Consider the following 17,081-nt stretch of genomic DNA (forward strand, 5'->3'; position numbering starts at 1 on the left):
CCGGTACTAGCGTGGCGGGATGGATGAGATCGCCGCGAAGGTCGCGCAGGTGCCGGGAGTTGTCGGGGTGATGCTCGGCGGAAGCCGGGCACGGGGTACCCATCGGCCGGACTCCGACTGGGATCTGGGCGTCTACTACCAGGGCGAGCCGGATCTTGCGGCGCTGGAGGCGCTGGCCGTGGAGGTGACCGGTGGCCCCGTCGAGGTGTACGGGCCGGGCGCCTGGGGCGCGTGGGTTAACGGCGGGGCCTGGCTCGTGCTGCCCGACGGCAGCCATGTGGACTGGATCCTGCGGGACGTCGACCGGGTGCGGCGGGTGTGGGAGGAGTGCCGCGAGGGCCGCTACGAGATCGGTGTACAGGCCGGTCACCCCCTGGGATTCTGGTCCCCCGCCTACCCGGGCGAGGCGGCACTGGGCCGGGTGCTCGCGGACACCGACGGGGAACTGGCCCGCCTGAGGAACGAGACCCGCACCTATCCCGAGGCCCTGCGCAGGGCGCTGACCGAGGGTGCGGTCTGGGACGCGGGATTCTCGGTGGCGATGGCGGGCAAGTCGTACGCGGCCCTGGACGTGCTGCATGCGGCCCTGTGTCTGTCCCGGGCCGTCGGCGACCTCGTCCAGGCGCTGCACGCCCATCATCGCGTCTGGTGTCTCAATGAGAAGGGCGCGCTCGCGGCGGCCACGGCGATGCCGGAGACGCCGCCCGGCTTCGGTGCCCGTGCCACCGCCCTGCTCGGCGGCCTCGGGCGCGGGGAAGCGGAGTTGCGGCGCTCGGTGGCGACGGCGGCGGAGCTGGTGGACGAGGTACGCGAGGTCGTCGCGGGCTGAGGCCGGCGATGATTGCGGGGCCGGGTGGCGGGTGGTGGGGTGGCGGGGCCGGACGGGCGTCCGGGCCCGCATCCTGATCGAGCTCGGCACCGCCGGGCCGCAGAACGCCACCCAGCACCTGGCCGGATATCTGGCGGCCGAGCAGGCGCTGGGCCGGGTCTCATCCGGCATCGACCCGCACGCGGCGGCCACGCTGCTCATCGGGGCCTGTTTCCACCGTGCCTTCCTCGACCTGTTCTTCGACGCCGAGGCACCGCCCGGTGTGCTTCTCCCGGAAGGCGACGAGGAGTTCGCGGCGGAGACGGTACGGGTGCTGCTCGACGGCCTCACTCCCCCGGGCCGGGCCTGAGGGCGCAGGCCCCGATCCGAGTACGGCTTCGCTCGGGCCCAGCAGGGGCGAGCGGACCCCTCACTCGCACGCCTCCGCCGGGAAGAGGGCGTCCTCCGTCCGCTCGAAGGCGAGCAGACGGCGCTTGCGGTCGAGGCCGCCGCCGTAGCCCGTGAGGCTGCCGTTGGCGCCGACGACGCGATGGCAGGGGACGACGATGCCGACCGGGTTACGCCCGTTGGCCAGACCGACCGCGCGGGCCGCCGTCGGGACGCCGAGCCGTTCGGCGAGCTGCCCGTACGAGAGGGTCTCGCCGTACGGGATGGTGCACAGCGCCGCCCAGACGCGACGCTGGAAGGGCGTGCCGTGCAGGGCGAGCGGCAGGTCGAAGGTGGTCAACTCGCCGCGGAAATAGGCCCGGAGCTGGGTGACGGCCGGGGCGAACGGAGGCTCGTCGGGGTCCGCCGGGCCGCCGAAGGTCTCCTGGGGCGGGCGGTGGCGCTGGTCGGTCATGTAGAGGCCGGTGAGGGCCTCGCCGGCGGCTACCAGGGTGAGCGGCCCCACCGGGGTGTCGTCGAGGACGGTGTGGGTGCGGGGCGCTTCGGGCGCGTGAACGGTCATGGCTGCGGGCTCAGTTCGTCGGGAGGTGGTTGATGGGGTGGTCGTCGGTCGCCCAGAGGTACTGGACGGCGTAGGCGCGCCAGGGGCGCCAGTGCGCGGAGTGGCGGGTGAGGGCCGCCGGGGTGTGCGGCAGTCCGAGCCCGGCGGCCGCGCGGCGCAGGCCGAGGTCGGTCGGTGTGAAGGCGTCCGGGTCGCCGAGCGCGCGCATGGCGATGCATTCGACGGTCCAGGGGCCGATGCCCGGCAGCGCCGTGAGCTGTGCGCGGGCCTCGTCCCGGTCGCTGCCGACGCCCAGTTGGAGTGCGCCGGAACCGAGCGCGGCGACGACGCCGGTGAGGGTGGCCCGGCGGGCACGGGGCATCGCCAGCGACTCCGGGTCCAGCCCGGCGAGCGCGGTGGCGGGCGGGAAGAGATGGCTGAGGCCGCCGCCCGGGTCGTCGACCCGTTCGCCGTGCGCGCGGACCAGCCGTCCGGCGTGGGTGCGGGCCGCCGCGGTGGAGACCTGCTGGCCGAGGACGGCACGGACGGCGAATTCCTCGGCGTCGACCGTGCGCGGGACCCGGCGGCCCGGCGCCTTGTCGACGAGGGGTGTCAGCAGCGGGTCCTCACGGAGCAGCGCGTCGACGGCCTCCGGGTCCGCGTCGAGGTCGAGCATCCGGCGGCAGCGGGCGATGGCTCCGGCCAGATCGCGCAGATCGGTGAGGGAGAGGCGGCAGTCGATGTGGTCGGGGCGGGGCGAGAGGGCGACGATGCCGTGCCCGTAGGGGAGGCTCAGGGTCCGGCGGTAGGCGCCGTCCCGCCACTCCTCGACCCCGGGGACCGCGGTGGCGGCGAGGTGTCCGAAGAGGTTGTCGGGGTTCAACGGCCGGCGGAAGGGCAGCCGCAGCGCGAGCGAGCCGGGCACCGCCGCACGGGGGCCGGGCCTGGCGCGCTGTCGCAGCTCCGTCGGGGACAGCGCGAAGACCTCCCGTACCGTCTCGTTGAAGGTACGGATGCTGGCGAATCCGGCGGCGAACGCGACATCGGCCATCGGCAGCGCGGTGGTCTCCACCAGCAGCCGGGCGGTCTGCGCGCGCTGCGCGCGGGCCAGGGCGAGCGGCCCCGCCCCCAGCTCCGCCAGCAGCTGGCGCTCTATCTGCCGGGGGCTGTAGCCGAGCCGGGCGGCGAGTCCGGGAACGCCCCCACGGTCGACGATGCCATCGGCGATCAGCCGCATGGCGCGGGCGACGAGGTCGGCCCGCTCGTTCCACTCGGGAGACCCCGGGCTGGCGTCCGGACGGCACCGCTTGCAGGCCCGGAACCCCGCCTGCTGAGCGGCGGCCGCGCTCGGGTAGAAGCACATGTTCTCCGGCTTGGGCGGCACCACGGGGCAGCTGGGACGGCAGTAGATACGGGTCGTGAGCACGGCGGTGTAGAACCAGCCGTCGAAGCGGGCATCCTTGGACTGCACGGCGCGCAGACAACGCTCGGTGTCGGTGTGCATGACCTCAGGATTGCTCAGTCGGCGGCATCCGGCTGGCGAGAATCCGACATCTGCGTCGGGCCACCAGGGGCGGCGCGGGTCGCCTGGGGCCGCCCTTCCGGCCTCACTTCCCGGCGAACCGGTCGAGCGCTCCGATCGCCTCCGCCCGCATCGACTCGCTCCCCTTGTGCCCCGCGTCAGGGAGGACGGTCAGGTGGGCGTCGGGCCAGGCGCGGGCGAGCTCCCACGCCGTGTGGGGCGGCCCACCCATGTCCTGACGGCCGTGGAGGAGCACTCCCGGGATGCCTGCCAGCCGTCCGGCGTCCCGCAGCAGCGCGCCCTCCTCCAGCCATGCGCCGTGCGAGAAGTAGTGCGAGCAGATCCGGACCAGGGCCACCCGGGCCTTCGAGGGCCGGTCGCCGTAGGGGTGGGGTGCGCCGTACGGCTCCAGGGAGAGCACCGTGTCCTCCCAGGCGCACCAGTCGGCGGTGGCCCGCTCGCGCACCGCGGGGTCGGGGTCCGCCATCAGGCGGGCATAGGCCCCGACGATGTCGCCGTCCCGTCCCACCCCCGGAGCACCGGCGAGGAAGCGCTCCCACGCCTCCGGGAAGAACCGGCCGACACCCCGGTAGAGCCAGTCGGTCTCCGAACGCCGGGTCGTGGTGACGTGGGGGATGACGATCTCCGACACCCGCTCCGGGTGCCGTTCCGCGTACGCCAGGATCAGCGTCGAGCCCCATGATCCGCCGAACAGCAGCCAGCGGTCGATGCCCAGGTGCCCGCGCAGCCGCTCCATGTCGGCGAGCAGATGGCCGGTGGTGTTGTGCCGCATGTCGGTGGCCGGGTCACTGGCGTGCGGGGTGCTGCGTCCGCAGCCGCGCTGGTCGAAGAGGACGACGCGATAGCGGTCCGGGTCGAAGTTCCGGCGCGCGCCCGTGCTGCACCCCGACCCCGGCCCGCCGTGGACGACCAGCGCGGGCTTCCCTTCCGGGTTTCCGCAGACTTCCCAGTACACGAGGTTGCCGTCGCCGACGTCGAGCATGCCGGTGTCGTAGGGCTCGATCGGAGGGTAGGGCTCGATCGGGGCGTAGGGCTGCGTCATCTTCCGCTCTCCTCCTGGTACTTCGTCCAGTCCACTCGACGTGGCGCTTGCGGTCGAGTGGACCGGCCGTGCCCAACGGATCGAACCATGCCCCGCCCCCGTCCCCGGTACGAACAGGCCACGGGTCAAGGGGAGTTCGGTGATCCCCAGTTGCGGCACCTCGTCAGTACCCGGGCTGCACGGCACCCTGCCCCTCGGCGCTGTGCCATGCCCGACCGCTCCGGGCTGTGCCGTGCCGAGCCGGGCCGTAGTGCCGTGCCGCGGTCAGCGCACGTGCGCAGCGAAGGTCGCGTGCGCCTGCTCGTCGAAGAGGACGAACCGCACCTCTTCGACCGCCGTCTCGGCGTCCCGCACCGTCTCCACCGCGATACGGGCGGCGTCCTCCATCGGCCATCTGTAGACGCCGGTGGAGATGGCCGGGAAGGCAACCGTTTCGGCGCCCAGTTCGTCGGCGATCAGGAGGGATTCGCGGTAGCAGGAGGCCAGCAGGCCGCTGCGGTCCTCGCTGTCGGAGTGGACGGGGCCGACGGTGTGGATGACCCAGCGGGCCGGCAGGTGGCCGGCGGTCGTGGCGACGGCCTGGCCGGTGGGCAGACCGCGACCGTAGTGCGCGGCACGCAGGGCACGGCACTCGGCGAGGATCTCCGGGCCGCCGCGCCGGTGGATCGCGCCGTCCACTCCCCCGCCGCCGAGCAGCGAGGAGTTGGCGGCGTTGACCACGGCGTCCACGGCTTGTTCGGTGATGTCGCCCTGGATGAGGGTGAGAGTGGGGCTCATGGGGTCCGAGCCTACGGAGGGTCGTAGGGCGCGGCCACCCGATTCAGCGGCTGAGCGGCACTCGGTTCAGCGGTGAGCGGCCACTCGGTTCAGCGGCGGTTTGCGCGCAGCCGGCGCCAGACCGCTTTGGCGGCGTAATGGCCGGACATGCCGTGGACGCCGGGGCCGGGCGGGGTGGCCTGGGAGCAGAGGAAGACGGCGGGGTGGGCGGTTTCGTAGGGGACGCGGGTCAGCTTGGGGCGGATGAGCAGGCGCAGGCCGGCCGCGGAGCCGGTGGCGGTGTCGCCGCCGACGTAGTTGGCGTTGCGCGCGGCGATCTGGGGCGGACCGGCGACCGCGCGGGCCAGGACGAGGTCCCGGAAGCCGGGGGCGAAGCGCTCGATCTGCCGCTCGACGACGTCCGTGGCGTCGCCTTCCCAGCCATGGGGGACATGGCCGTACGCCCAGAAGGTGTGCTTGCCGTCGGGGGCGCGGGTGGGGTCGATCAGGCTGGGCTGAGCGGTGATCAGGAAGGGTACGGAGGGGTCCTGGCCGTGTGTGGCGGCGTTCAGCGCGGCGGAGATCTCGCCGCTGGTGGGGCCGATGTGGACGGTGCCGGCGCGGTGGGCCTCCTCGGCCGTCCACGGCACCGGGGCCGACAGGGCGTAATCGACCTTGAAGACGCTGGGGCCGTACTTCACGTCGCGGTAGGCGTTGCCCAGGCCCGCGATCCGGGCGAGCGCGGTCGGTGAGGTGTCGAAGACATAGGCGCGGGCCGGCGGCAGGTCGTCCAGGCGTTTGACCTCGAAGTCGGTGTGCACCACGCCGCCGTGGGCGCGCAGCAGACCGGCGAGCGCGTCGGAGATGGCCTGGGAGCCGCCGCGCGCCACCGGCCAGCCCTTGGCGTGCGCGGCGAGCGCGAACATCAGGGCCATGCCGGAGGTCCCGAAGCCGCCGAGCGGGGCGTTGGCATGCGCCGCGAGCCCGGCCATCAGGGCGCGCGCCTTCTCGTCCTGGAAGCGGCGGTTGAGGAGGGTGACCGGCTGCGCCGCGACCAGGCCGAAGCGGGCGTAGGTCAGCGGGTCCTGCGGCAGGCCCAGCCACTGGGTACGCAGGAAGTCATGGGCCATCGCCTCCCACTTGCCGGTGAAGGGCTCGACGAGCCTGCGGTAGGTGCCGGCGTCGCGCGGTCCGAAGGACATGGCGGTCTCGCCGACGGAGTGGCCGAGCACGGCGGCCGTGCCGTCGGGGAAAGGGTGCGCCATGGGGAGGTCGGCGTGCAGCCATTCGAGGCCGTAGCGGTCCAGCGGCATGGCGGAGAAGGCGGGTGAGCCGATGCCGGTGGGGTGCACCGCCGAGCAGGGGTCGTGGCGGAAGCCCGGGAGGGTCAGCTCCTCGGTGCGGGCGCCGCCGCCGATGGTGCCGCGGGCTTCGAAGACCTCCACGGACATGCCGCGGCGGGCGAGTTCGACCGCCGCCGTCAGGCCGTTGGGCCCCGCCCCGATCACCACGGCATCGAGCATCCTCGGCACCTGCGCCACTCCCCTCAAGTCCGACCCTCGTCGGTGAGGGTCAGTTGGCGGCTGCCAGCAGTCCGAGGATACGCCGCGCGGTGGCGGTGTCCCGCGCCGCGGTGAAGGGCAGCGCATTGCCGCCTTCGATCCGGAACGGCTGCCCGGCGACCGTGCCGCTCGCGCCGCCCGCCTCATGGACCAGCAGCAGCCCGGCCGCGTGGTCCCAGGAGTTTTCCCAGCTGAAGGCCGTGGCATCGAGGTCGCCGCGGGCTATGTGCAGATACTCCAGGCCCGCCGAACCACAGGGGCGCGGGGCGATACCGCCGGTCTCCAGGGCGGCGAGCACCCGCTTCTGGTCGTCGGTGGTGAAGTCGTAGTGGGAGGTGGCGACATCGAGGACCGCAGCGGACGAGGGGCTGCCGGCCCGGAGCGGTACGCCGTTCAGCCAGGCGCCGGCGCCGCGGCGGGCGACGGCCATCAGGCCGAGGGCGGGGGCGTACGTCCAGGAGGCGAGCACCTCGCCGTGGTGGGCGAGCGCGACGAGCGTGGCGAAACCGGGGTCGCCGTGGACGAACTGGCGGGTGCCGTCGACCGGGTCGACGATCCAGACGGGGGCGTCGCCGTGCAGCGCGTCGAGCACGCTCGGGTCGGCGTGCACCGCCTCTTCGCCGACCACCCGGGAGCCGGGCAGCAGGTCCGTGAGCGCGGCGGTGAGGTGCTCCTCGGCGAGCCGGTCGGCGACCGTGACGAGGTCGTGCGGCCCGTTCTTCTCGACGATGTCCTCGGCGGCGAGCTGCCGGAAACGAGGCATGATCTCGTCGGCCGCGGCGCGGCGGACGGCGACCTCGACGGCGGCCATGTCCAGCGTCGACACGTCGAACGACGGAGCCTCGGGTGCGCCGGGTGCGGTCGCGGCGGCAGCTGTGGGGGCAATCGGGGTAATCGCGGTCTCTCCCGAATCTTGGGTACGAAGTGCTTCGATCATGTGTCCATCGAACCACGAGCCACTGACACGAGGGCTGGACTCCAGGTGAACTCCGGATGCCGCGGAAGGCACGGGGCCTGTCCGGGCGGAGCCCCCTGCCGCCCGGACAGGCCCCGGCAGGCCCCACAGCGCCCTCAGCGCCCGACCGCGTACCCCTGCATCCCCCGCGGATTCGCCGCGGCGGCCAGCACCCCGGTCTCCGGGTCCCGCGCCACCGCGCACAGGCGCCCCTCGGACCAGGCGTCACCCACCGTGACGTGGTGCCCACGCCGGCGCAGCTCGTCGATGACGCCGTCGCCGATGCGGGATTCCACCGTCACGCTCCCCGGCCGCATCCCGCGCGGGAAGAAGGAGCCGGGGAAGGAGTCGTTGTGCCAGTTCGGGGCGTCAACGGCGCCCTGTAGGTCGAGGCCGCCGCGGACCGCCCCGCGCAGCGCCACGGCCAGGAAGAAGTGGACCTGCCACTGGTCCTGCTGGTCGCCGCCCGGCGTACCGAAGGCCATCACGGGGACCCCGCCGCGCAGGGCGAGGGACGGGGTGAGGGTGGTGCGAGGGCGGCGTCCCGGGGTGAGGGAATTGGGCAGGCCCTCCTCCAGCCAGGTCATCTGGAGCCGGGTCCCGAGCGGGAAGCCGAGCGCCGGGACGACGGGGTTGGACTGGAGCCAGCCGCCCGAGGGGGTGGCGGAGACCAGGTTGCCCCAGCGGTCGACCACATCGATATGGCAGGTGTCGCCCCGGGTGGCGCCGTTCCGGTCGATCTCCGGCGCGACATCCGCCGGCACATCGCCGGGCCCGGAAGGCGCCGGCGTACCGCGCGCGACGGTCGGCTCGCCGGCTCCGCTGCCGGAGACACTCCTCGCGTCGAAGCCGTCCTCCCCCGCCGCTGCCGCCACCGCATGCTTGCTCAGCCGCGGGGTGCGGCCGTCCGGGCTGCCGGGCCGCAGCTCGTACGAGGCTCGCTCGCCGATGAGGGCCCGGCGGGCGGCGTTGTACCCGTCGCCGAGCAGGGTGCCGAGCGGCACCTCGTCGGCGTCGCCGTACCAGGCCTCCCGGTCGGCCATGGCCAGCTTGCAGCCCTCGATGAGCAGATGGACGTAGTCGGCACTGCCGTATGCGGGCAACTCGTCGGGCAGCAGGGCGAGTTGCTGGAGGAAGGCGGGGCCCTGGGACCAGCCGCCCGCCTTGGCGACGGTCCAGCCGTTCCAGTCATGGGTGACGGGTGCCTCGTAGGTGGCGGAGAAGGCGGCCAGGTCGTCGCCGGTGAGGGTGCCCGCGTGCCGTTCGCCGGAGGTGTCCATGGCCGGGCGGGCCGCGAAGTCGGCGAGCGCCGCGCCGATGAAGCCTTCACGCCAGATGCGGCGGGCGGCGTCGATCTGCGCCTCACGGCTCGCCGACGCGGCCTCCGCCTCCGCGAGCAGCCGCCGCCAGGTGGCCGCCAGCGGCCGGTTCCTGAGCAGCCCGCCGGGAGCGACGGATTTGCCGTCCGGGAGGTAGATCTCCGCGGAAGAGATCCACTCCGTCTCGAAGAGTTCGCGGACCGTCTCGACGGTCTCACCGATCCGCTCGACGGCGGGATGGCCGTGCTCGGCGTAGCCGATGGCGTACCGCAGCACCTCGGCGAGGGACTTGCTGCCGTGGTCGCGCAGCAGCAGCATCCAGGCGTCGAAGGCGCCGGGGACCGCGGCGGCGAGCGGCCCGGTGCCGGGCACCAGGTCGAGGCCGAGCGAGGTGTAGTGCGCCACGCTCGCACCGGCCGGCGCCGGGCCCTGCCCGCACAGCACCTGAACGGGACCGTCGGCGGGTGCCAGGATGATCGGCACCTCGCCCGCCGGACCGTTCAGATGCGGCTCCACCACATGCAGCACGAACCCGGCGGCCACGGCCGCGTCATAGGCGTTGCCGTCGTCCTCCAGGACAGCCATCGCGGACTGGGACGCAAGCCAGTGCGTGGTGGAGGCCATCCCGAAGGTGCCTTGGAGGGTCGGGCGGGTGGTGAACACGGAGGCTCCTGTGTCTGTGCGGAGGTATCTGTGCGGAGGTGTCTGTACGGATGTGCCTGTGCGGATGTACGGCCGGGGGGCAGCCGGGGCTTCACCCCGGATCCGCCGCCCCCGGAGGTTGCTGCCCCGGAAGCCGCCGCCGCATCCGTATGCCGCCCGGCCCGAATTCCTTCGCTCCTGTCGGCCCCTCTGCGTACCCTCGCGTCATGACCGGCACCGACGTGTCCCCCGACCAGCCGACCAGCCGCCCGCTCGTCGCGATCCTCACCGGCGCGGGCATTTCCACCGACTCCGGCATCCCCGACTACCGCGGGCCGAACGGGCTGTGGCGGCGGGATCCGGAGGCGGAGAAGCTCGTCACGTACGACGCGTACATGGGCGACCCGGAGATCCGTCGGCGGTCGTGGCGGATGCGGCAGGAGAGCCCGGCGTTCCGGGCCGAGCCGAATGCCGCGCATGCGGCGGTGGCCCGGCTGGAACGGTCCGGGACGCCGGTACGGGTGATCACGCAGAACGTGGACGGGCTGCATCAGCGCGCCGGGATGCCCGAGCGCAAGGTGCTCGAACTGCACGGCACCGTACGGGCCGTGACCTGCACCCGCTGTCATGCACGGTCGTCGATGCAGGAGGCGCTGGCCCGGGTGGCCGCGGGCGAGCCCGATCCGCCGTGTCTGGTGTGCGGGGGGATCCTGAAGTCGGCGACGGTGATGTTCGGGGAGCGGCTGGACCCGCAGGTGCTCGGTTCGGCGCTGGGGGTGGCGAAGGCGGCGGAGGTCTTCTTCGCGGTCGGGAGCACGTTGCAGGTGCAGCCGGCGGCCTCGCTCGCCGGGGTGGCCGCGGAGCACGGCGCGCGGCTGGTCATCGTGAACGCCGAGCCGACGCCGTACGACGAGCTCGCCGCCGAGGTGATCCGCGAACCGATCGGCAGTGCGCTGCCGAGAATCCTGGCGGGGCTGGCGGAGCACGCATAGACACGGGCGGCACGGGGGCGCTCGCCCCGGCCCCGGCTTGCAGCCCACGGCCGGCAGCGAGTGCCGCAGCAGGCAACGTTCGCCCTGTCGTGACGTGCCGTCCGAGTGCTGCCGTCAGTTGTTGGCGTACTGGCCAAGGCGCCCGGCAGAGTACGCGCGAACGCGCTCGGTGCGTGCCGGCCGGGCTGCCCGAGGATCTCTGCAGCGAGGTACGAGATCATGTCCATGCTTGTGGGTGGGACTTCTCGGAGGGGGTATCGAAGTGGCCGGCGACGTCTGGGCATCGGTCGTGTCGCTCATGGGTGTTGCGCTCGGAGGCGGGCTGACGGCGCTTGCCCAGCGTGCCACTCAGCGGGCCGCGGAGCGGGCCGAGGAACGCCGCCAGGTGGTGGCGAATGCGGAGAGCCGCCGGGCGGAACAGCTTCAGGCGCTCAAGGATTTCATCGCTGGTGCGGCGGAGGCAGAGCGGGCTGCTTATCGCCGTCCTGAGCCGTGGGGTGACGACGAGGACGGCTGGATGACGCAGACGCAGACCGTCATGACCGCGCTGTGGACCACATCCGGGAACGTGATGCTGCTGTGCGACGAGACACTGCACGAGCCCGTCCGCGTCTACGGACATGCGCTCAATCAAGCGGTCTGGCGCGACATAGGCGATACCGAGGTGAACGAGCACCTTGAGACGGGGAAGGCCGCTTTCATGGCCGCAGCGCGGAACAGCCTGGCCCCCTCCTGAAGGCAACACTCAGCGAATCCAGGCAACCGAGACTCGGGAACACGTACTGGGACTGCGCACGTTCGGGCTGCGGAACCGGGAGGACGTGATCGCGTTCGAGACCCGCAACGAGAGCATCGGGAACGGCATCGCCTGCCTCCCTCGACGTCCCCGAGGTGCTCGTCTCAGGCCTCTCCTGCGCCGACAGCTACGCCTACCTCGACGACTGGGGCCTCGGCGCTCTCGGCGACATGGGCATCGAGGCGTGGTACCAGCCGCTCAACGACATCGCCGCCGGGGCCGGAAAGGTCGCCGGCGCCGCGCAGAAGCGCATGGCCGGACCGGACGGCGGAACCGACGCGGACGGCGGACCCGGCGCGGGCGCGGGAGCCCACGGCCGGCACCTTCAGTGCGGCCGGGTGGCCCGCCCGCGTGCCGTGATCATCAGCAGCGGGTAGAGCGTCAGCGCGGTGCCCAGGCCCACCGCCCAGCCGTAGTCGGCCAGGGGTTTGAGGAACGGGATCAGACCGTCGGCGGGGAACGGGCCCTTGCCGGGCTGTGAGTACGAACCGCCCACCGCCAGCAGGCCGCCGACGGCGAAGGCGAGGACGGCCCGCCAGTTCCAGCCGGCCGTGTACCAGTAACGGCCGCCGGGACGGTAGAGGTCGGCCAGGTCGAGGACGGTACGGCGGATGATCCAGTAGTCGGCGATGAGGATGCCGGCGACCGTACCGAGCAGCCCGCCGACCACTCCGAGCCAGGTGAAGATGTAGAGCTCGGGGGTGGCGGTGAGCTTCCACGGCAGGATGATCACGCCGATCACGCCCGTGATCAGCGCGCCCCTACGGAAGTTGATGCGCTTCGGGGCCAGATGGGCCAGGTCGTAGGCGGGCGAGACGACATTGGCGGCGATGTTCACGGAGATCGTCGCGACCAGGACCGTGACCAGGGCGAAGAGCAGACCGAAGACGCTGTCGGACTTCCCGGCCAGCGCGACCGGGTCCCAGACCGGCGCCCCGTACACCGCCTGTGAGCCGGAGGTGACCAGTACGGAGAGCAGGGCGAACGCCGTCATCGTGGTCGGCAGCCCCAGGGACTGCCCCCAGACCTGGGCCCGCTGCCCGGCGCCGAAGCGGGTGAAGTCGGGGATGTTCAGGGACAGGGTGGCCCAGAAGCCGATCATTCCCATGAGGGACGGGAAGAAGACCGGCCAGAAGTGTTCGCCCCAGCCCAGTGCGCTCGGCTGGTCCAGCAGCGGACCGAACCCGCCCGCCTTGGCCGCCATCCACCCGAGCAGCACCAGCGCGCCGACGAGGACGAAGGGCGCGGCCCAGTTCTCGAAGCGGCGCAGGGTCTCCATGCCCCGGTGGATGATGGCGAGTTCGACGACCCAGAAGACCAGGAAGCAGAGCCAGAGGGTCCAGGGGTAGCCGCCGATGGACGCCGCCCCGGCCCAGTCACCGCCGAAGATCTTGCCCAGCAGGATGTAGATGCCCTGGCCGCCGATCCAGGTCTGGATGCCGAACCAGCAGCAGGCCACGGCGGCCCGCACCAGCGCGGGCAGATTGGCGCCGCGCAGCCCGAAGGACGCCCGCGCCAGAACGGGGAAGGGGATGCCGTACTTGGGGCCCGCATGCCCGGTGAGCAGCATCGGGACGAGGACGATGAGGTTCGCCAGCGCGATGGTCAGGACCGCCTGCTTCCAGTCCATGCCGAGCGCGACCAGGCCGGAGGCGAGCGTCCAGGAAGGGATGTTGTGGGCCATGCCGATCCACAGGGCGGTGAAGTTGTAGGTGGTCCAGCGGCGTTCGGACAGCGGTACCGGGCGCAGGTCGGCGTTGACGTACCGGCCGTGCGCCGCGATGGCGCCCGGTGCCGGTTCGACCCGGCCGTCCGGGGCGGTGATCTGGCCCGCGGGCGCTATGGGGAGTTCCGGCGGCACGGAGGAGGAGGGCGCGGACATGTGCGGGGCCTTTCGTCCGGGTGCGGGCCGCCCGGTGGCCGGGGCGGCGCAGCGGGGCATCGGTCGTGGCGCCCGGCACGCCGGCCGGCGCCACGACCGCTGGGGCCGAACGCCGGAGGCGGTGGGCACCGCCCCGTATGAGCGCCCGTTCAGTCGGCGAACGCGGGAAGGATCTCTGCTCCGTAGGCGTCGAGGGTGGATTCCTTTGCGTCGTGCATGGCGTAGAGCGCGAACTGGTCGACGCCCAGCGCCTTGAGCTGTTGCAGCTTGTCGAGGTGGGCGGCGACCGGGCCGAGCAGGCAGAAGCGCTCGATGACGGTGTCCGACACAAAACCCGCGTCCGGGTTGCCCGACCGGCCGTGGTGGGCGTAGTCGTAGCTCTCCCGGGACTTGATGTAGTCGGTCAGCTCGTCCGGCACCATGCCGGAGTGCTCGCCGTAGCGGGTGACGAGGTCGGCGACGTGGTTGCCGACCATGCCGCCGAACCAGCGGCACTGCTCGCGGGCGTGCTCCAGGTCATCGCCCACATAGGCCGGTGCGGCGACACAGATGGTGATCTCGTCCGGATCGCGTCCGGCGTCCGCGGCGGCCTTCCGAACAGCCTTGATCATCCACTCGGTGAGGAAGGGGTCGGCGAGCTGGAGGATGAAGCCGTCGGCCAGCTCGCCGGCCATGGCGAGGGCCTTGGGCCCGTAGGCGGCCATCCAGACCGGCAGCTTGCCGTCCTTGATCCAGGGGATCTTGATCCGGTGGTCGCCGACATACGCCTCCCGCCCCTCGGCCAGATCGCGGATGACACCGATCGACTCGCCCAGCCGGGCCAGGGTGTTCGGCGGCCGCCCGGCCACCCGCATCGCGGAGTCGCCACGGCCGATACCGCAGACGGTGCGGTTGCCGTACATCTCGTTGAGGGTGGCGAAGGTGGAGGCGGTGACTTCGGGGGCGCGGGTGGAGGGGTTGGTGACCATCGGACCGACGATCAGCCGCTCGGTGTGTTCCAGGATGCGGCTGTAGAGGACGAACGGTTCCTGCCACAGCACGGTCGAGTCGAAGGTCCAGCCGTAGCGGAAGCCGTTGCGCTCGGCCCGGCGCATCAGGGACACGACGGCGGCGGAGGGCGGGTCGGCCTGTAGGACAACTCCGAAGTCCACAGCGGCGCTCCTTAAGTGAGGTACTGACATGTGCCACGCGGGATGTACTGACCGTGTCCCGCGCGTCCGGTGAACTCCCGCCGGTCGATGACGAGTTCGCCCCGTGAGAGGACCGTCTCGACCTGTCCGGTGAGCTGTTTGCCCTCGTACGCCGAGTAGTCGACGTTCATGTGGTGGGTCTCGGCGGAGACGGTCTGTTCCGCGGTGGGGTCGTAGATGACGAGGTCGGCATCGGCGCCGGGGGCGATGGTGCCCTTCTTCGGGTAGAGGCCGAACATCCTGGCGGGGGCGGCGCAGGCGATCTCGATCCAGCGCCGACGGCTGATCCGGCCCTCCACAACGGCCTGGTGCAGGAGGTCCATCCGGTTCTCCACACCGGGCATCCCGTTGGGGATCTTGGAGAAGTCGCCGCGGCCGAGCTCCTTCTGCCCCTGGAAGCAGAAGGGGCAGTGGTCGGTGGAGACCACCTGGAGGTCGTTGGTGCGCAGCCCGCGCCACAGCGCCGCCTGATGCTCCCGGGGCCGCAACGGGGTGGAGCACACGTATTTGGCGCCCGCGAAGTCCGGCTCGGCGAGGTTGTCGGTGGACAGGAACAGATACTGCGGGCAGGTCTCACCGAAGACGTTCAGCCCCTTGTCCCGGGCCTGGGCGATCTCGGCCAGGGCTTCCTCGGCGGAGACATGGACGATATAGAGCGGTGCACCGGCCACCCGCGCCAGCTGGATGGTGCGGTGGGTGGCCTCGGCCTCCAGAAGGACGTGGCGGACCTCGCCGTGGTAGCGCGGGTCGGTGCGGCCCGCGGCCAGCGCCTGTTCGACGAGGACGTCGATGGCGATGCCGTTCTCGGCGTGCATCATGATCAGGCCGCCGTTGTCGGCGGACTGCTGCATGGCGCGCAGGATCTGTCCGTCGTCGCTGTAGAAGACGCCGGGGTAGGCGGTGAACAGCTTGAAGGAGGTGACGCCCTCCGCCACCAGGAGGTCCATCTCCTTGAGGGTGTGCTCGTTCACATCCGAGAGGATCATGTGGAACGCGTAGTCGATGGCGCACTGGGCGTCGGACTTGGCGTGCCAGGTGTCCAGGCCGGCGCGGAGCGACTTGCCGCGGGACTGGACGGCGAAGTCGACGATGGTGGTGGTGCCGCCCCAGGCCGCGGCGCGGGTCCCGGTCTCGAAGTTGTCGGAGGAGAAGGTTCCGCCGAACGGGAAGTCCAGGTGGGTGTGTGCGTCGACGCCTCCCGGGATGACATATCTGCCGGTGGCGTCGAGGATGCGGTCCGCCGACTCCCCCCAGCTGTCCGCGGTGGGGCTGCCGTGCGCGGCGAGGGCGGCGATCCGGCCGTCCTCCACCAGCACATCGGCGTGGATCTCATCGGCGGCAGTGATGACCAGTCCGCCCCGGACGACCGTACGGCTCACAATCCTCGCTCCTTCCACACCAGCGACATCGGCGGCACGGGAAGGCGGAGCTCGACGCGCACCATCCCCTCGGCAGGTCTGCTCCGCTGACGCCACGCCACCACCGGTCTACACCCGTAGATCGCGGTCGAGAAGGAGACCGTAGAAGCATGTCACCCACGGTGGCAATACCGTGACCGTTAATCAGCGGAGACGTTCGTGTTGCCCCGACGATCAGCTGGACGGTTCAACGCGGCGCCCGGACGCCATGGGCCCGGCACGCGGCGGAGGGGTGCGGGAGTGACGCGATGGGCAGATATCCGCCGACGCCGGCGGGCCATCCGGGCGAACGCCACAGCATCCTGACGGACGAGGCAGAGGGGCGACAGGTCATGGAGCACAGCACACCGTGGGAGTTCTCCGACGACCGGGGGCGCCTTGCGGTGGCCGGGGACCGGCCGTTGCGGATCGTGGCGTACATACAGGCGGGGGCGACGCTGTGGGACCACGGCATACGTCCCGTGGGGCTCTTCGGGTCCCAGCACGACGGCGCCGCCCCCGACCCCGCCAAGGCCGGTGAGCTGCCGCTCACGGAGATCCCCTACTTGGGCTCGGGTGGCACGCTGCACCCGGACACCCTGCTGGAGGCGGAACCGGACCTCGTCGTGGCCGTGACCTATGACGGCGAGCAGGTCTACGGGCTGGAGCAGAAGACCGCGCGGGAGCTGGAGACACATGTCCCCCTCGCCACGGTCGCGGTGGGCCCCGGCCGGAGCCTGGCCGAGGTGCGCGAACGCTTCGCGGCGCTCGCCGGCTCGCTCGGCCGGGGCGAACCCCCTTCCGGCGCCCGCGAGTTGGACACCGCCGAGGATGCCCTGCGGCAGGCGACCGGCGGCGCCGTACGGCCGCGGGTGCTGGCGCTGTCGCCCGCGGGCCCGGAGCGGGTGCATCTGGCCCGGCCCAGCTCCTGGCCCGACCTGCGGGCGCTGACCGAACACGGCCTCGGGCTGCTGGAACCGGCCGCGGGCGCCGGGGTGAACTGGTCCACGGTCGGCTGGGCGGAGGCCGCGGCGATGGACCCGGACATCGTGCTCATGGACGTACGGGTCAATGCCGCCCGGCCCCAGGAGCTCCGGGCCGACGAGCACTGGCGCGCGATCGAGGCGCGGGCCCGGCTGCTGCCGTGGAACCCGGAGGCCCCGTGCAGCCGGCGCGCGCACACCCGTTTCTTCACCCTGCTGGCCGACACGGTGCGCGCGTCCGCCGGGACGGGGTGAGCCGTGCCGC

15 protein-coding genes and 1 pseudogene are annotated in these 17,081 nt (G+C 72.3%); 6 read left to right on the forward strand and 10 right to left on the reverse strand.

Going from position 1 to position 17,081, the window contains the following annotated elements; genetic code table 11:
• The first annotated feature begins 19 nt into the window (after positions 1 to 19).
• The gene (locus IF67_RS0109545; protein WP_030984060.1) at positions 20 to 829 is read left to right on the forward strand and encodes a DUF4037 domain-containing protein; all 810 of its coding nucleotides are present in this window, start codon (positions 20 to 22) and stop codon (positions 827 to 829) included.
• 31 nt (positions 830 to 860) lie between these two features.
• Complete coding sequence (locus IF67_RS0109550) at positions 861 to 1,178, forward strand: TetR/AcrR family transcriptional regulator C-terminal domain-containing protein (protein ID WP_107050192.1); 318 nt, start codon at positions 861 to 863, stop codon at positions 1,176 to 1,178.
• Positions 1,179 to 1,238: 60 nt separating this feature from the next.
• Here IF67_RS0109550 and IF67_RS0109555 read toward each other — a convergent pair whose 3' ends face one another.
• The 7 genes from IF67_RS0109555 to IF67_RS0109585 form a co-directional block, all read right to left on the reverse strand.
• Positions 1,239 to 1,778 carry a methylated-DNA--[protein]-cysteine S-methyltransferase gene (locus IF67_RS0109555; RefSeq protein ID WP_030984065.1) on the reverse strand — a complete coding sequence of 180 codons (540 nt, stop codon included), beginning with the start codon at positions 1,776 to 1,778 and terminating at the stop codon, positions 1,239 to 1,241.
• Between the two features lie 10 nt (positions 1,779 to 1,788).
• Positions 1,789 to 3,261 carry a DNA-3-methyladenine glycosylase 2 family protein gene (locus IF67_RS0109560; protein WP_030984066.1) on the reverse strand — a complete coding sequence of 491 codons (1,473 nt, stop codon included), beginning with the start codon at positions 3,259 to 3,261 and terminating at the stop codon, positions 1,789 to 1,791.
• Between the two features lie 103 nt (positions 3,262 to 3,364).
• A complete protein-coding gene (pip, locus tag IF67_RS0109565; RefSeq protein WP_030984068.1) occupies positions 3,365 to 4,342 on the reverse strand; it encodes a prolyl aminopeptidase in 978 nt (325 codons plus the stop codon).
• Positions 4,343 to 4,606: 264 nt separating this feature from the next.
• On the reverse strand, positions 4,607 to 5,119 hold the full coding sequence (locus IF67_RS0109570) for an O-acetyl-ADP-ribose deacetylase (protein ID WP_030984070.1): 513 nt from the start codon (positions 5,117 to 5,119) through the stop codon (positions 4,607 to 4,609).
• An 89-nt stretch (positions 5,120 to 5,208) separates the two neighbouring features.
• A complete protein-coding gene (locus IF67_RS0109575; protein WP_063754321.1) occupies positions 5,209 to 6,630 on the reverse strand; it encodes a phytoene desaturase family protein in 1,422 nt (473 codons plus the stop codon).
• A 40-nt stretch (positions 6,631 to 6,670) separates the two neighbouring features.
• The gene (locus IF67_RS0109580) at positions 6,671 to 7,471 is read right to left on the reverse strand and encodes an inositol monophosphatase family protein (RefSeq protein ID WP_051817848.1); all 801 of its coding nucleotides are present in this window, start codon (positions 7,469 to 7,471) and stop codon (positions 6,671 to 6,673) included.
• A 260-nt stretch (positions 7,472 to 7,731) separates the two neighbouring features.
• On the reverse strand, positions 7,732 to 9,597 hold the full coding sequence (locus tag IF67_RS0109585) for a gamma-glutamyltransferase family protein (protein WP_030984075.1): 1,866 nt from the start codon (positions 9,595 to 9,597) through the stop codon (positions 7,732 to 7,734).
• Between the two features lie 206 nt (positions 9,598 to 9,803).
• Here IF67_RS0109585 and IF67_RS0109590 point away from each other — a divergent pair, with 206 nt between their 5' ends.
• From IF67_RS0109590 to IF67_RS41290, 3 genes and pseudogenes are all read left to right on the forward strand, one after another.
• Positions 9,804 to 10,568: an SIR2 family NAD-dependent protein deacylase gene (locus IF67_RS0109590; protein WP_030984077.1), complete on the forward strand. Its 765-nt coding sequence runs from the start codon at positions 9,804 to 9,806 to the stop codon at positions 10,566 to 10,568.
• Between the two features lie 262 nt (positions 10,569 to 10,830).
• Positions 10,831 to 11,304: a hypothetical protein gene (locus IF67_RS0109595; protein ID WP_030984078.1), complete on the forward strand. Its 474-nt coding sequence runs from the start codon at positions 10,831 to 10,833 to the stop codon at positions 11,302 to 11,304.
• A gap of 137 nt (positions 11,305 to 11,441) precedes the next feature.
• Positions 11,442 to 11,645: pseudogene (locus IF67_RS41290) on the forward strand (lipoate--protein ligase family protein); the annotation flags it as partial.
• 44 nt (positions 11,646 to 11,689) lie between these two features.
• Here IF67_RS41290 and IF67_RS0109605 read toward each other — a convergent pair.
• From IF67_RS0109605 to hydA, 3 genes are all read right to left on the reverse strand, one after another.
• On the reverse strand, positions 11,690 to 13,246 hold the full coding sequence (locus tag IF67_RS0109605) for an NCS1 family nucleobase:cation symporter-1 (protein ID WP_030984082.1): 1,557 nt from the start codon (positions 13,244 to 13,246) through the stop codon (positions 11,690 to 11,692).
• A 149-nt stretch (positions 13,247 to 13,395) separates the two neighbouring features.
• Complete coding sequence (locus IF67_RS0109610) at positions 13,396 to 14,397, reverse strand: TIGR03842 family LLM class F420-dependent oxidoreductase (RefSeq protein ID WP_030984083.1); 1,002 nt, start codon at positions 14,395 to 14,397, stop codon at positions 13,396 to 13,398.
• Between the two features lie 11 nt (positions 14,398 to 14,408).
• A complete protein-coding gene (hydA, locus tag IF67_RS0109615; protein WP_030984085.1) occupies positions 14,409 to 15,818 on the reverse strand; it encodes a dihydropyrimidinase in 1,410 nt (469 codons plus the stop codon).
• 368 nt (positions 15,819 to 16,186) lie between these two features.
• On the opposite strand from hydA, the gene IF67_RS0109620 reads away from it, so the two are divergent.
• A complete protein-coding gene (locus tag IF67_RS0109620; RefSeq protein ID WP_030984086.1) occupies positions 16,187 to 17,071 on the forward strand; it encodes an ABC transporter substrate-binding protein in 885 nt (294 codons plus the stop codon).
• Positions 17,072 to 17,081: the final 10 nt, after the last annotated feature.

The organism is Streptomyces sp. NRRL S-1813 (assembly GCF_000719605.1).
GTDB lineage: Bacteria > Actinomycetota > Actinomycetes > Streptomycetales > Streptomycetaceae > Streptomyces > Streptomyces decoyicus.

Bases quoted from the DNA above. Each gene is read 5' to 3' on its own strand.
- IF67_RS0109545 (WP_030984060.1), top strand. From the start codon at position 20: ATGGATGAGATCGCCGCGAAGGTCGCGCAGGTGCCGGGAGTTGTCGGG.
- IF67_RS0109555 (WP_030984065.1), bottom strand. From the start codon at position 1,778: ATGACCGTTCACGCGCCCGAAGCGCCCCGCACCCACACCGTCCTCGAC.
- IF67_RS0109560 (WP_030984066.1), bottom strand. From the start codon at position 3,261: ATGCACACCGACACCGAGCGTTGTCTGCGCGCCGTGCAGTCCAAGGAT.
- pip (WP_030984068.1), bottom strand. From the start codon at position 4,342: ATGACGCAGCCCTACGCCCCGATCGAGCCCTACCCTCCGATCGAGCCC.
- IF67_RS0109570 (WP_030984070.1), bottom strand. From the start codon at position 5,119: ATGAGCCCCACTCTCACCCTCATCCAGGGCGACATCACCGAACAAGCC.
- IF67_RS0109580 (WP_051817848.1), bottom strand. From the start codon at position 7,471: ATGGCCGCCGTCGAGGTCGCCGTCCGCCGCGCCGCGGCCGACGAGATC.
- IF67_RS0109590 (WP_030984077.1), top strand. From the start codon at position 9,804: ATGACCGGCACCGACGTGTCCCCCGACCAGCCGACCAGCCGCCCGCTC.
- IF67_RS0109605 (WP_030984082.1), bottom strand. From the start codon at position 13,246: ATGTCCGCGCCCTCCTCCTCCGTGCCGCCGGAACTCCCCATAGCGCCC.
- IF67_RS0109620 (WP_030984086.1), top strand. From the start codon at position 16,187: ATGGAGCACAGCACACCGTGGGAGTTCTCCGACGACCGGGGGCGCCTT.